Annotated in this window: 10 protein-coding genes; 3 read left to right on the forward strand and 7 right to left on the reverse strand. The window is 69.3% G+C overall.

Annotated elements, in window-relative coordinates:
• Nucleotides 1–260 precede the first annotated feature (260 nt).
• Nucleotides 261–758 (forward strand): DUF2141 domain-containing protein, encoded by a 498-nt coding sequence (locus tag GRI72_RS08900; protein WP_160733541.1) that lies wholly within the window; start codon nt 261–263, stop codon nt 756–758.
• Nucleotides 759–767: 9 nt separating this feature from the next.
• On the opposite strand, the gene GRI72_RS08905 is transcribed toward GRI72_RS08900, so the two are convergent.
• Together GRI72_RS08905 and GRI72_RS08910 are read right to left on the reverse strand one after the other, a co-directional pair.
• Nucleotides 768–1,667 (reverse strand): hypothetical protein, encoded by a 900-nt coding sequence (locus tag GRI72_RS08905; RefSeq protein ID WP_160733542.1) that lies wholly within the window; start codon nt 1,665–1,667, stop codon nt 768–770.
• Nucleotides 1,664–2,638, reverse strand: coding sequence for a diacylglycerol kinase family protein (locus GRI72_RS08910; protein ID WP_160733543.1), 975 nt, complete (start codon nt 2,636–2,638; stop codon nt 1,664–1,666). Before GRI72_RS08910 ends, GRI72_RS08905 begins: the two co-directional genes overlap by 4 nt.
• Before the next feature lie 83 nt (nt 2,639–2,721).
• On the opposite strand from GRI72_RS08910, the gene GRI72_RS08915 reads away from it, so the two are divergent.
• Complete coding sequence (locus tag GRI72_RS08915; protein ID WP_160733544.1) at nt 2,722–3,915, forward strand: M20 metallopeptidase family protein; 1,194 nt, start codon at nt 2,722–2,724, stop codon at nt 3,913–3,915.
• Here GRI72_RS08915 and GRI72_RS08920 read toward each other — a convergent pair.
• Nucleotides 3,912–5,909, reverse strand: coding sequence for a tetratricopeptide repeat-containing sulfotransferase family protein (locus tag GRI72_RS08920; RefSeq protein WP_160733545.1), 1,998 nt, complete (start codon nt 5,907–5,909; stop codon nt 3,912–3,914). The two genes, GRI72_RS08915 and GRI72_RS08920, sit on opposite strands and share 4 nt — an antisense overlap.
• Before the next feature lie 77 nt (nt 5,910–5,986).
• On the reverse strand, nt 5,987–8,623 hold the full coding sequence (locus GRI72_RS08925) for a TonB-dependent receptor (RefSeq protein WP_160733546.1): 2,637 nt from the start codon (nt 8,621–8,623) through the stop codon (nt 5,987–5,989).
• A gap of 555 nt (nt 8,624–9,178) precedes the next feature.
• On the opposite strand from GRI72_RS08925, the gene GRI72_RS08930 reads away from it, so the two are divergent.
• Entirely contained in the window at nt 9,179–11,359 is a 2,181-nt protein-coding gene (locus GRI72_RS08930) for a TonB-dependent receptor (RefSeq protein WP_337191164.1), read from the forward strand.
• Between the two features lie 57 nt (nt 11,360–11,416).
• On the opposite strand, the gene GRI72_RS08935 is transcribed toward GRI72_RS08930, so the two are convergent.
• The 3 genes from GRI72_RS08935 to GRI72_RS08945 form a co-directional block, all read right to left on the reverse strand.
• Entirely contained in the window at nt 11,417–12,595 is a 1,179-nt protein-coding gene (locus GRI72_RS08935) for a saccharopine dehydrogenase family protein (protein ID WP_160733548.1), read from the reverse strand.
• A gap of 66 nt (nt 12,596–12,661) precedes the next feature.
• Complete coding sequence (gene dcd / locus GRI72_RS08940; protein WP_160733549.1) at nt 12,662–13,216, reverse strand: dCTP deaminase; 555 nt, start codon at nt 13,214–13,216, stop codon at nt 12,662–12,664.
• Between the two features lie 78 nt (nt 13,217–13,294).
• Nucleotides 13,295–13,807, reverse strand: coding sequence for a hypothetical protein (locus GRI72_RS08945; RefSeq protein ID WP_237486956.1), 513 nt, complete (start codon nt 13,805–13,807; stop codon nt 13,295–13,297).
• Between the last annotated feature and the right edge of the window lie 14 nt (nt 13,808–13,821).

Raw genomic sequence — 13,821 nt, forward strand, 5'->3', positions numbered from 1 at the left:
CGGTGGTTGCCGTTCCGCCTAGATGGCCGGCCGAATCGCGACAAGCGCCCCGGGCAGGCTTTTCCACACCGCGCCTGCGGGCCGCGCCGCGGGTGCGGCAGGCCGCGCGGGCGCGCAATTCAGCGGCAATTCAGGGCCGATCGCCTAGTTGCAGCGCACAAGGCGCGGAAATTCGCGCCGGCGTGTTACGATCGCCGGCGATTCGATGCCGCCGTTTTTCCAGCCATTTACAGGCCAGCACGACAGGACCGACGCAGACCATGATCCTGAAGACGACCCTTCGCCTTGCCGCCGGCGCCGCGCTTGCCGCGGGCCTCGTGGCCAGCTTCCCCGCCGGCGCCTATCGCCAGGCGATCCCGAACGACATGGGCCGCTGTGCCGCGGGCAGTGGCCCCGCGGTGAAAGTGACGGTGACCGGGATCAAGACCTCGCGCGGGACGATGCGGGTCCAGACCTACCGCGGGACCAGCAGCGAATGGCTGGCCAAGGGCAAGTGGCTCCACCGGGTGGAGGCGCCGGCCCGGCGCGGCACGATGACGTTCTGCCTGCCCGTTCCCGAGGCGGGGACATACGCCGTGGCGGTGCGCCATGACGTCAACGGCAATGGCAGCACCGACTTGCGCGAAGACGGCGGCGGGATGTCGAACAATCCCAGCATCAATATCTTCAACCTCGGCCGGCCGAGCTACAAGAAGACCGCCTTTTCCGTCGGCGGCGAGGTCAAGCCGATCACGATCACCATGCGTTACTGGGGCTGAGGCCGGCGGCTAGCGGGACTGGCGGTGCCGCTCGCGCCACACCCGCAGCAGGACGCCCGGCGCGGCCAGGACCGGGTGCCGCTCGCGCCAGGGCGTCAGCGCCACGGCGACCCCGGTATGGCGCTCGATCTTCCACGCGGCATAGCGCGCCGCACCGTCGAACGTCGTGCTCGCCTTCAGCAGGCGGACCAGGTTGAGCGGCTTGCCCAGGCGCCGCCGCCGCGCCCACCAGCGCAGCACCTCGCGCCGGCGCGCGGGGTCGAGCCGGGGGACCAGGCGCTCCCCCTCGCGGGCGAAATCGATCCCCTGCGCTTCCCACGCCAGCGGCAGCAGGCCGTCGAAATGGGCGGCGTTGACGGCCAGGATCGAATCCTCGCGCCCCGGCTTTTCCACGCGGAACTCCGCCCGGTAGGTCGCCCGGAACAGCGCGCGCCAGAAATCGGCCGCGGTCCCGCTTTCCGGCCCCAGCGCCGCCGCCAGCCGCGCGGCCGTCTGCGCCGCGTCGGCCACGGCCTCGGCCACTGGCGCGCGCAGGCGATCCTCGGCGATCCAGACCAGCGCGCTCGGCTGGACGAAGCGTGCCCAGATCGTCGTGTCGCGGCTGTCGCCGCGCGCGGCGCGGGCGAAAGTCGACAGCGCCATGCGCGCGACCTTGGCCCGCAGCGTCCGCCCCTCGTGCTCCCACTCGTGGTAGCTGACGCGCGGCCAGATCCGCTCCTGCTGGTCGCCCGGCAGGAGGAGGTAGAAATCGAGCACCCCCTCCAGTTCCCCGGTCCGCAGGTTGGAGCCGTAGAACAGCGCGGCGCAGGCCCCCGCTTCCCGCGCCAGGCGCGCCGCGAAGGCGCCCACCGCAGGATGGACCGGGGCATCGAGCTGGCGATCGATCCGCTGGGGCAGGCGGAAGCTCACGGCACGAGGAACCGCAATTCGGGGCCCGAGGACAGGCGATAGCGCCCGGCCGGGAAGGCTTCCCCGTCGAGGATGATCTCGTCCGCCACGGCGATCTCGGCCGGGTCGGCGCCCAGGCGGTGGAGGCCCCACTGCTCGAGCCGCGCCGGCCCGCGCCCGGTCAGCGCCGCCGGCATCGACAGCAGCAGGCGCCGGCGGGGATGATCGACCACGAGCAGCTTCAGCCCCTCGACCAGTTCGCCGAAGACCTTCAGGCCCGCGGGAAAACGCTCGAGCGTGGAAGCTAGCATGAAATGCCGCCGGGCCGGGTCGCCGACCGCGGTGCGCGGCATCGGCTGCCGTTCGGGCCCGAGCGCAATGGCCATGTCCACGCCGCGCCGCCAGGCGTTGCGATCGGTCCCCAGCAGCGCCTGCAACATGCCCCAGGCGGCGGTGACGCCGACCGCGAGGCTGTCGAACGCGCCCAGGCGATGGGCATCCTGCCCCGCGCGAATGCCCAGGGTATAGGCCCCGGCGCCGAAGATGAAGCCGAGCATCGGGGCGCCTTCGCGGTCGAGCGGTTCGACCAGCAGCGGCCGCCGTGCGATCCGCCGCGCGCGCGGCCAGGCCGCGATCGCCTCGCCGATCGTCCAGCCCGGCGGCGCGCCGAGATCGACATTGAGCGCGTTGGTCTTGCCCTTGGGCAGGACGGCGAGATCGGGCCAGGCCCGGCCGAACACCGGCAGGCCCGCGGTCAGGACGTCGCGCACCGTGCCGTCGCCGCCGTTGATCACCAGGTAATCGATCCCGCGCGCGGCGAAGCGGGCCAGGGCCTCGCGCAGGCTGGCAATGTCGGCCGGCTGGGCGACGAAGATGTTCGCGCGCACCCCCAGGTTCAGGTCCTGCCCGCGATTGCGGTGGCTGCGCGGATTGTAGATCACCCCGACCGAGGGGGGCTCGGTCGCGGGCGGGCTGGCGTCGGCGGGGGTCATCCGGCAGCCCTTAGCCGCTCGGGGCGGGTGGAATACAGGTCTTTTCGCTTCATGCGCGTGGGCCGCTCGCCTATCCTGGCGCCATGCTGCACCCCGACCTGCTCGATTCCGCCCGTTCGCTCTCCGATCGCATCGTTGCCCTGCGCCGTGCGATCCATGCGGAGCCGGAACTGGGCCTGCACACCCCGCTGACGATGGCCAAGGTGCGCGAGGCGCTGGCGCACCTGCCGCTCGATTGGCGCGAAGGCAGCTCGACCACCGGCCAGGTCGCGGTGATGCGCGGCGAGCGGGCGGGGCGGCGCGTCCTCCTGCGCAGGGACATGGACGCCCTGCCGATGGCCGAAGAAACCGGCCTGGACTTCGCCTCGACCATCCCGGGGCGGATGCACGCCTGCGGCCACGACACGCACACCGCGATGCTGGCCGGCGCGGCCGAACTCCTCGCCGCCCGGCGCGGGGACTTCGCGGGCGAGATCCTGTTCATGTTCCAACCGGGGGAGGAGGGGTTCCACGGCGCGCGCTTCATGCTCGAAGACGGGTTGCTGGGCGGCGACCGGTTCGGCCCGCTGCCCGATGCCGCCTTCGCGCTGCACGTCATGCCCAATGCGCCGCACGGCGTCTTCGCCGGGCGGGCCGGGCCGCTGATGGCGGCGGCCGACCAGTTCGATATCGTGGTGAAGGGCCAGGGCGGCCATGCCTCCCTGCCGCACGAGACGCGCGACCCGGTGCCTGCCGCCTGCGCGATCGTCACCGCCTTGCAGGCGATGGTAACGCGCCGCTTCGACGCCGCCGACGCGGTCGTCGTCACCGTGACGCGGCTCGATGCCGGAACCGCGCACAACATCATCCCCGACAGCGCGCGCCTGCGCGGCACGATCCGCACGCTCTCGGCGAAGAACCGCGCCGCGGTCCACGCGGCGATGGAGGGCGTCGCCAGCGGCGTGGCCGCCGCCCACGGGGTCGCCGCCGACGTGACGATCACCGAAGGCTTCCCGGTCACCGTGTGCGACGAGCGCGCGGTCGCGACCGAGGCGTTCGGCGACGGCGCCTGGCGCGAACTGCCCGCGCCGATCATGGGGGCGGAGGATTTCGCCTACGTGATCGAGAAAGTCCCCGGCGCGATGTTCTTCCTCGGCGTCGCGCACGAGGGCGAGGACTGGCGCCAGTGCTGCGGCATCCACAGCCCGCGCATGACGGTCGATGAAAGCGCTCTGCCCCACGGCACCGCGATGCTGGCCGGCTGCGCGCTGCGCTTTCTTGAACGCGGCTTCGCCTAGCCGGCCTCGCGCGCGGGGGCCGCCAGCGGCCCGAGGGCGTCGCGCAATTCGCCGAGCCAGGGATCGAACGGGACCCACGTGCCCTGGCCGGCCCGGTTGATCGGCCGGCGCACCTGTTCCGAACTGGCCGTGCGTACCGCGCGCCGCGTCTTGTGGAAATCGAGACAGGCCGGCTCGAACGGCAGGCCGAGGAAATCGAGCATCCGGCGGACCTGCCCCTCCAGGTCGTCGAGCACGTCCTCGTGCTGCACGCGCAGGACCTTGCCCGGCAGGACGCTGTCCCAGTGGTCCATCAGCGCGACGTAATCGGCGTAGTAGCGGCCGATCTCGCGAAGGCCGTAAGTGAACTCCTGCCCTTCGGCGAAAAGCTGGCGAAAGCCCGAGAAGCAGCAATCCATCGGCGCGCGGCGGGCGTCGATGATCTTCGCATTGGGCAGGATCAGGTGGATCAGTCCGATGTGGCGGAAATTGTTGGGCATCTTGTCGATGAAGAACGGCGCGCCCTGCCGGTGAATCCGGGTGTTGACGATATAGTCGCGGCCCATCTGCGCGAGCTGTTCGGCCGTCAGCTCGTGGAGGACCTGCGGGTAGCGGGACGCGCCCGGCTGGCGCCCGCGCAGCCGGTGGGCCAGGGCCAGGATGTCGGGCAGTTCCAGCGTCCCGTCCACCTGGCTGTGGCTGGCCAGGATCTGTTCGAGCAGGGTCGATCCCGCGCGCGGCAGGCCGAGGATGAAGATCGGGTCGCGCGCATCGTGCCCGGCGCCGCGGTGCCGTTCGAAGAGGGCGGGGGTGCAATGTTCGGCCTGGGCGCGCAGCTCGGCCGTCATCCGGTCGGCATCGTAGCGCATCTGGCGGCGCTTGAGCGTGTTGCCCTGTTCGTAGAAACGGAAGCTGTCGGCATATTCGCCGCGGTCCTCGTGCGCCTTGCCGAGCGCGAAGCAGATGTGGACCCGGTCCATGAAGGCGAGCCCGGGCCGCGCGAGCGCGGCGTGCATGGCGGCGATCTCGCCCCCGGTGAAGCGATAGGTCTTGAGGTTGGCGAGGGCGTAATAGGCATCGCCGTGGTCCGGGCGGGCGGCGAAGGCGGCGCGATAGGCGTCGATCGCGTCGTCCTGCCGGCCCATCGTCTTCAGCGCGTGCCCCTTGCTCGTCAGCGTCGCCGGATCGCCGGGCACTTTCGCCAGGACGGCATCGAACAGCTCGAAGGCGCGATCGTAATCGCCGGTCTGCATCGATTCGATCGCGAGGTGCGACTGGAACAGGACATTGCCGGGATCGCTGCGATAAAGCGCCTCGGCCTGCTCGCGCGCCCTGGCGAAGCGCTGGCGGCGGCGCAGTGCGTCGATGTAGTCGAGCCGTACCTGCACGTTGTCGGGCGCGAAGGCGAGTGCGCTTTCGAGCAGGAACTCCGCGTCGTCGAGAATGCCCAGCCGCTTGCCGATCTCGGCCAGGAGCCGCATCCCCTCGACGTCGCGCGGGTGGCGCCGCAGGTAGTGGCGGCAGATTTCCTCTGCCCGCGCCAGGCGCCCTTCGTGGAGGTGGTTGGTAACGGCGACCAGCTCGCGCGGGAGGTCGGCGATCCGCTGCGCCTGGGCCAGGGCCGCCCGGGCCGCGGCCGGCTGGCCCTGCGCGGCCAGGATCTCGCCCTGGGCGCGCCAGCTCGCCGCGAGCGCGGGATTGTGGCGTGTGGCGCGGACATAGGCGTCGAGCGCCGCCGCCGCATCGCCGCGCGCGCGTGCGAGGTGGCCGCTTTCCTGCCAGGCGCGGCCATATTCGGGCGAGGCGGCGTGAAGCCGGCGGAGGAAATCTTCCGCCTGCGCGTAGTCCTTCCGGTAGCGGGCGCCGACCGCCGCGACGTAGAGCGCGTCGGTATCGTCGGCGTCGGCCGCCAGCAGGCCTTCGGCCAGCGCGACGGCCTGCGCATGACGGCCGGCGCGCAAGGCGTCCTGCGCCTGTTCCAGCTGCGCCGCGCGATCGTTTCCGGCCCCGGTCATCCCGGCTCCCTGCCAGAAGGCGGGCCCCGGGGACAAGCGCTGCCGCCTGCCCCCGGGGCCGCCGTCCGGCCGGCGCGTCAGTAGTCGACCGAGACGCGCAGGCCGACGGTCAGCGGACGGTTCACCGTCACCCGCGCGCGGTCGAAGTTGAAGCTGCCGGCGACCTGGGCCCGTTCGTCGGTCAGGTTCTCGCCGAAGACCTCGAACGACCAGCGGTCCTTCTCCACCCCGGCCGAGAGGCTGAAGGTGGTGTAGCCATCGAGCTTGAGCTTGTTGATCTCGATGATGTCGGTGTACTTCGAGGAGGAATGGATCACCTGCGGCATGACGTAGGCGTCGAGCTCGTCCGACAGGGCCCATTCGTAGCGCACCCGCAGGTTGCCCTGGAACTCGGGCGCATAGGCCAGCGGCCCGCCTTCCACGACGTCTTCCGTCGGGGTCAGGACCTCGGTGATCTCGGTGTCGAGGACAGAGAAGGCCCCGGCCACGGTCAGGCCCGGCACGCCGTAGGGCTGGTAGACGAAGTCGCCCTCGATCCCCTTGATTTCCGCGTTCGCCGCGTTGTCGGAGAAGAACAGGTTGGTGATCGACGGGTCGAAGATCGTCGTCTGCAGGCGGCTCACGTCGACGAAGAAGGCGCTGCCGTTCAGCCGCAGCTGGCGGTCGAACAGCTCGGTCTTCCAGCCGATCTCGTAGTTCTGCACTTCGTCGGTATCGAGCGCGAAGGGCACGACGTAGTCGCCGGGGCCCTGCGCGCCGCCCGGGCGGTTGAGCAGGCCGGGCCGGAAACCTTCCGAATAGGTGGCGTAGAACAGCAGGTCGCGCGTCGGAGTCAGCGTGACGGTGCCCTTGAAGATCGTCCCGTCGGTCTTCGCCTTGTCGGGATTGCCGTAGGGGTTGTCGGGCCCGTACTTGTCCGACAGGTTCGTGCCGCCGCAGCCGGGGATGTTGACCTGGTCCTCGACCGGGACGCCGGCATTGGCGCCGAAGATCGGCGCGTTGAGCTTGCAGAAGGCGGAGGTCGCCGCGCCCTCGATATCGACCTCGATATCGTAATAGCGCGCGCCGCCGGTCACCGTCAGCAGGTCGGGCACGATGTCGAACGAGACTTCGCCGAACAGGCCGAACTGCTTGTCGGTCCGCTTCACGTCGTTACGGAAACCGACGTTCTCGGGCAGGGGGCCCGGATCGCTGTAGTACCCGGGCGCGGCGTTGCCGACGATGCCCGTCACCTCGGTATTGGTGAACGGGTAGATGGGCGAGAAGCCGCGCGTTTCCCCGTCCGAACCGCGCACCAGCTCCGACGCGTAGTAGTAGTCGTTGCGTTCCTTCAGCACGAGGTTCGAATAGAACCCGCCGACCGTCGCGCGGATGCGTTCCTGCTGCGGCGTGTTGATCCGCAGTTCCTGCGTGAACACGCTCGTGTCGGTATCCGAGGTGACCGAGAGGTTCGGCGCGTAACAGGTCGGGTCGGCCGGCGCCTGGGCGACGCTGCCGGGATAGGAAACCGCCGTGTCGCACATGTAATAGGGGATGTACTGGCCGACGAAGAGATAGTCGGAATAGCCGACTGCCTGCTGCGTCTCGCGGTCGGTATAGGCACCGGTATAGACGACGTCGAGCGCGGCCAGGCGGCCTTCCAGCGTCCAGCTCGTGTTCGAGAAATCGTCTTCCAGCCGGTCGTCGGAGAAGCGCTGGATATCGAGCTCGTCGAGGTCCAGCTCCGGATCGGCGAAGAACACGCCGTCGGATTCGAGGCTCTGCCGGCTGTGCGCGACCGTCAGGCGCCAGTCGGGCGAGAACTCGTAGAGCGCGCTGACGCGGAAGCCGGCGTATTGCGTGTCGTTGAAGTTGTCTTCCACCAGCCGCGCGTTGTCGGCTTCCTGGAAGGTCACTTCGCTGTCGATATAGGCGAGCGAGGCGGGGTCGGACTGGAAGCCGGCGCGCTTGTCGCTGACCACGACGCCGTTGTCGCGCACCGTGCCCGCCGGGCGATAGCGCGCGCTTTCGCGCATCGAGCGCGTGCCGTGGACATTGTCGATATAGCCGCCCTGGTCGTCGAGGTAGGCCACCCCGCGCAGCGCCAGCCGGTCGGTGACCGGGACGTTGAGCATGACTTCGGCGTTGTAGCTCGTTTCGCCGCCCTTGGTGAACGAGACCCCGGCCTTGCCCGAGCCGTAGAAGCCGGTGAGATCGGGCTTGTTGGTGATCAGGCGGACGACGCCGGCCTGCGAGCTGGCGCCGAACAGCGTGCCCTGCGGCCCGGCGAGCACCTCGATCCGCTCGAGGTCGGCGGCATAGACGTCGAGGTTGCGGCCCGGCTGGGCCAGCGGCTGCTCGTCGAGATAGAGCGCGACGTTGGGCGCGAGCCCGGCGACGCCCGCGGTGGTGAGGTTGGGCGTGGTCGAGGCGAGGCCGCGGATATAGATGGTGCTCTGCGACGGCCCGCTGCCGCCCGCGGTCACGTTGGGCAGCTGTTCCAGGTAATCGTCGAACGTGTCGATGCTGAGCTGTTCCAGCCCTTCGCTGTCCATCGCCTGGAGCGCGATCGGCACGTCCTGCATGCTCTCGCTGTTCTTGGTCGCGGTGACGATGATTTCCTTCAGGCCGCCCTGCTGGGCGTCGGCGGGCGCCGCGTCCTGGGCGATGGCGGGGCTGGCGGCGAGGGCTGCGGCGAGTGCGCCGAGGCTGCCGCTGCTGCGGAATGTGAGCATGGTTCTTTCCTGCGTCGTTGTTCTTTGGTCGGTCTCGGGGCGAACCGATGCGGGGGGATGCATCGGCCAGCGGCGCGGTCGTGAAAAGAAATGCACGAGTAGCCGGGCGGCCCGATTGTCCACGGGCCGGTCGCCGGGGGCCCGCTAGCAAAGCAAAGGGGTGGCCACCACCGACCGGGCGACGCAGGGTGCCAAAAGGATCACGGCGCGTTGCATAATCGCAACAGGCGACTGTTCAAGCTGGCCGTGGTGGGCGCCGGGAACCAAAAGTCAAAACGCGTTGGGGCATTATATTGAAGATACTTGATATCGGCCGAAGTTGTCGCAGGAACAACGAACAGAATAGGCAAGTTGGGATCGCTCGATACTGTCCATGACAATGTCGTGACAAGGCGTTCGTCTTGCCTCGCGGGAGGCCTGGTCGAAGCCTCTCGGCCAGCGGATCGCGCGGCTGGACATGGCCCGGCGAATCGCTATTAGGCCGTCGATATGTTGTATCGTCATGCTATAGCGAATCGCTCGCTCGCCCTTCCCGTCGCCCTTGCCCTTTGTGCAGTGGCGGCACCCGCCCACGCCCAGGATGCCCGGGCCCAGGATCGCTCTTCGGACCCGGGCGCGGCCCCTGCCGCTCCGGAAACCGACGATTTTCACGATCGCCGGATCGCCCCGACGGGCGAGATCGTGGTCACCGCGACCGGGCTCGAACAGCTCGACGTGCTGGCCGGGACCACGGTGGTCGAGGGCGCGGAACTGCAGCGCAACCTCGACGGGCAGATCGGCGAAGTCCTGATCAAGGTTCCGGGCGTTTCGGCAACCGGTTTCGCGCCCGGCGCCTCGCGCCCCGTCCTGCGCGGCTTCTCGGGCGAGCGGGTCAAGGTCCTGATCGACGGGATCGGCGCGATCGACGCCTCGAACACCTCTGCCGACCACGCGACCGCGATCGACCCGCTGACGGCCGAGCGGATCGAGGTTCTGCGCGGCCCCGCGGTCCTGCTCTACGGCAGCCAGGCGATCGGCGGCGCGGTCAACGTGATCGACAAGCGCATCCCGCTGCGCCGGCTGAACGAGCCGTTCCATCTCGACGCGCTGGCCGGGGTCGATACCGCTTCCGACCTGCGCGAGGGCGGGGCCTCGCTCGACGTGCCGCTGGGCGAGCGCTTCGTGGTCCACGTCGACGGCGCCTATCGCAAGACCGGCGACCTGGAGATCCCGGGCTATGTCGTCGTGCCGGAACTGCGCGCGGATCTCCTCGCCGACGCGGCGGAGGAAGAGGAAGAAGGCCACCTGGAAGAGGCCGAGGAACTGCGCGAGGCGGCCAATCACCGCGGCACGCTGCCCGGCAGCGCGACCGAGACCTGGAGCGCCAACGCCGGCTTCGCGTTCTTCGAAGGCGACAGCAACCTGGGCGCCTCGTTCGGGATCTACGACACCACTTATGGCGTCCCGCTGCGCCCCGGCACGAGCCATCACCACGGCGAGGAAGACCACGACGACGACCACGATCATGAACACGACGACGACCACGACGATCACGAGGATCACGAGGGCGAGGAGGAGCACGGCCACGAGGACGTGACGATCGCCCTGCGCCAGTACCGCGCCGACTTGCGCGGCCGCCTGGCACTGGGCGACGGGTTCCTCGCCGCGCTCAACACCCGGGTCGGCTTCAGCGACTATACCCACACCGAGTTCGAGGGCGACGAAGTCGGCACCGTGTTCGAGGTCAAGGGGATCGAGGCGCGCGCCGAGCTGGAGCAGAACCGCCGCGGCAACTGGGGCGGTTCGACCGGCATCCAGTACTATTACCGCGATTTCGACGCCTATGGCGCGGAAGCCTACGTGCCGAAGAACCACACCGACCAGGTGGCCGTGTTCACCCTGCAGGAAATCGATTTCGACCCGTTCCAGGTCGAGCTCGCCGCACGTTACGAGGCGACCGACGTCGAATCGCAGGTCGCCGGTTTCGACCGGTCGTTCGACACTTTCTCGGGCGCGCTGGGCCTGATCTACGAGACGGCCGGCGGGCTGCGCTTCGGCGTGACCGGCAGCCGCGCCGAACGCGCGCCGAGCGCGGAAGAGCTGCTGTCCGACGGCCCCCATATCGCGACGCAGGCCTACGAGATCGGCGACCGCGACCTGGAGGTCGAGGGCGCCTGGGGGCTGGAAGCCTTCGTCCGCGGCGCGCTGGGCGACGGGACGGTCAGCCTCGCGGTCTATCGCAACTGGTTCGACGACTACATCTACCTCGCCGAAACCGGGGAGGAGGAAGACGAACTGCCGGTGTTCCAGTACCTGCAGGGCGATGCCCGCTATTTCGGGGTCGAAGGCCAGGTCACCTATCCGCTCTACCAGGCCGACGGCTTCACCCTGATGGCGGACCTGCGCGGCGACTACGTCCGCGCGGAGCTGGACGACGGCACCCCGCTGCCGCGCATTCCCCCGCTGCGCCTGCTCGGCGCGCTCGAGGCGCAGACCGGGCCGGTCGATGCGCGGGTGGAAGTGCAGTGGTTCGACGGGCAGGACCGCGTCGCGCCGTTCGAAAGCGCGACCGATGCGTTCACTTTCGTCAACGCCTCGATCGCGTGGAAGCCGCTGCGCGGCAACGACAACGTGACCGTCCTGCTCCAGGCGAACAACCTGTTCGACGCCGAGGGGCGCCGCCATGCGAGCTTCACCAAGGATTTCGTCCCGCTCGCCGGGCGCAACTTCAAGATCGGCCTGCGCACGAGCTTCTGATTTTCCTCCCCGGCCGCCCGTTCCCGCAGCGGGGCGGGCGGCCGACCGGGGGGCGCCTCACCCCTCTTCGGGGGCGAAGCGCAGCTCGGCGCGTTCCTCCAGCCGCGCGACCAGGGCCTCGCCCAGGAAGTGCCCCGGCGTGCCGACACCGCCGGGCGCCTCGCACGACAGCAGGGCCATGCCGGTTTCGCCCAGCATCCGGCTGGTCGATCCGTAGCCGGGATCGTAACGGCCCTTCACCGCGTAATGCAGGCGCTCGCCGCCCGGCATCTCGCCGACGAACAGCAGGTCGTAGGAACCCGCCTCGCGCTCGGCCTTGCTCGGCCCCTCGCCGGGCTTGGGCGGCTTGGCGCCGAAGGGGTTCTTGAGCATCTCGGTTACCGCGTCGGCCGCCGCCTTGCCCGCTTCGCCGGGGCTGGTCAGCATCATCTCGTCGTAACGGAAATCCTCGCCATAGGGGAAACCGCCGAGGAAATTGGTCCGGTGGACGTTCTTGATGTTGATCGTGGCCATGATGAACGGCGCCGCCCACTTGCCCAGGTCTTCCTCGTAACGCGGGACCATGCCGCCGGGCTGTTCGGGCCCCTCGAAACCCGGGGTCAGGCCGAAGGGGCTCTGCAGGATCGGGATCAGCTTCGGGTTCTTCGCCACGGCCTTCATCGTCGCGCCCAGGCTGGCGGCGGTCCCGCCGGAGAACGTGCCCTGCATCGAGCGGACCCGGCCGCGCACGCGCGGGGCGGGCGCGCCGAAGCGCCGCTGCGCCTCTTTCTGCAGCATCAGCACGCCCAGGTCGAAGGGGATCGAATCGAAACCGCTCGAAAAGCAGATGCGCGCCCCGCTTTCCTTCGCCGCCGCGTGGTGCCGGTCGATCTGCTCGCGCATCCAGCCCGGTTCCCCGCACAAGTCGGCATAGTCGGTACCGGTCGCGACGCAGGCCGCGACCAGCGCCTCGCCGTAGAGCTGGTACGGGCCGACAGTCGTCAGGACCACGCGTGTGCGGCGGCACATGGCCTCCAGCGCGGCGGTGTCGTCGGCGTCGGCCACGACCAGCGGCGTTTCCGCCGGCGCGCCGATCGCGTCGCGCACGTCCTGCAGCTTGGTCAGGCTGCGGCCGGCCATTGCCCACTTCGGCCCATCCTGCCGGTCGCCGTATTCGCGCACGAAATGCTCGGCCACCAGGCGCCCGGTATAGCCGGTCGCGCCATAGACCACGATGTCGAATTCACGGTTTGCCATCAAAGCGATTCTCCCTTGCGGGCGGGAGAATGGAACAGCGCGCGCCGCCTTACAACCGGCGCGCGGTCACAGCCGGGGCAGGGTTACCCCGCGCTGCCCCATGTACTTGCCCGCGCGGTCGCGATAGCTCGTCTCGCACCGCTCGTTGCCCTGCAGGAACAGGAACTGGCATGCCCCCTCGTTGGCGTAGATCCGGGCCGGCAGCGGGGTCGTATTCGAGAATTCGAGCGTGACGTGCCCTTCCCACCCCGGCTCGAGCGGGGTGACGTTCACGATGATCCCGCAGCGCGCATAAGTGCTCTTGCCCAGGCAGATCACCAGCACGTCTTCCGGTACGCGGAAATATTCGACCGTGCGCGCCAGGGCGAAAGAATTGGGCGGGATCACGCAGACGTCGGTCTTGCGGTCGACGAAGGAATTGGCGGCGAAGTCCTTCGGATCGACCACCGCGCTGTCGACATTGGTGAAGATCTTGAACTCGTCCGCCACGCGCGCGTCGTAGCCGTAGCTGGAAAGGCCGTAGGAAATGCATCCCTCGCGCCGCTGCGCCTCGACGAAAGGCTCGATCATGCCTTTCTCCTGCGCCTGGGTGCGGATCCACCGGTCGGAAAGAATCGCCATGGCCCGGTCATTCCCCAGCCTCGCGGACAGGGCAAGCCGCGCGCCGGCGTTATCCCCTTCCGCCGGCCGCCCCGCGCGTCAGTCGATCGGGCGCGCACCCAGCTGCGGGTTGAGCCGGGTCACATGGTTCAGCCACTTCTTCGGGCGGCGCAGCATGTCCTTGGGGTATTCGACCTTCAGCCCGGCGATCCGGGCCATCGCGCCGACGAAATGGATGCAGTTGCGCCGGTCGAGGTCGTAGTACTTGCCCGGCGCATCGCGCCATTTCGCCACTTCGGCGCGCACGCGCCAGTACTGCGCGTCGGTGAGGGTGACGGTGAAATGGCGGTTGGTCTTGCGCAGGTATTTCTCCTCCTCGGTCATGATCGCGTGTTCGACCGGGCCGCTCAGGATGCGGGTGGAGATCGTCTTCGCCGTGAAGCCGTAGTTTTCCTGCACCGGGGCGCCGGTTTCCTCCAGCGTCCCTTCGAGCACGATGAAGGCATGGGGATAGCGGCCGAACAGGACCGAGCCGTTGAAGCTGTGGAAGCTCATCCGCACCTCGGCCGCCGCGCCGGCCGAGCAGGCCAGCGCGACGAGCGCGAGAAGCATTGCGAGAAAGCGGC

The organism is Pelagerythrobacter marinus (genome assembly GCF_009827515.1).
Taxonomy (GTDB): domain Bacteria; phylum Pseudomonadota; class Alphaproteobacteria; order Sphingomonadales; family Sphingomonadaceae; genus Pelagerythrobacter; species Pelagerythrobacter marinus.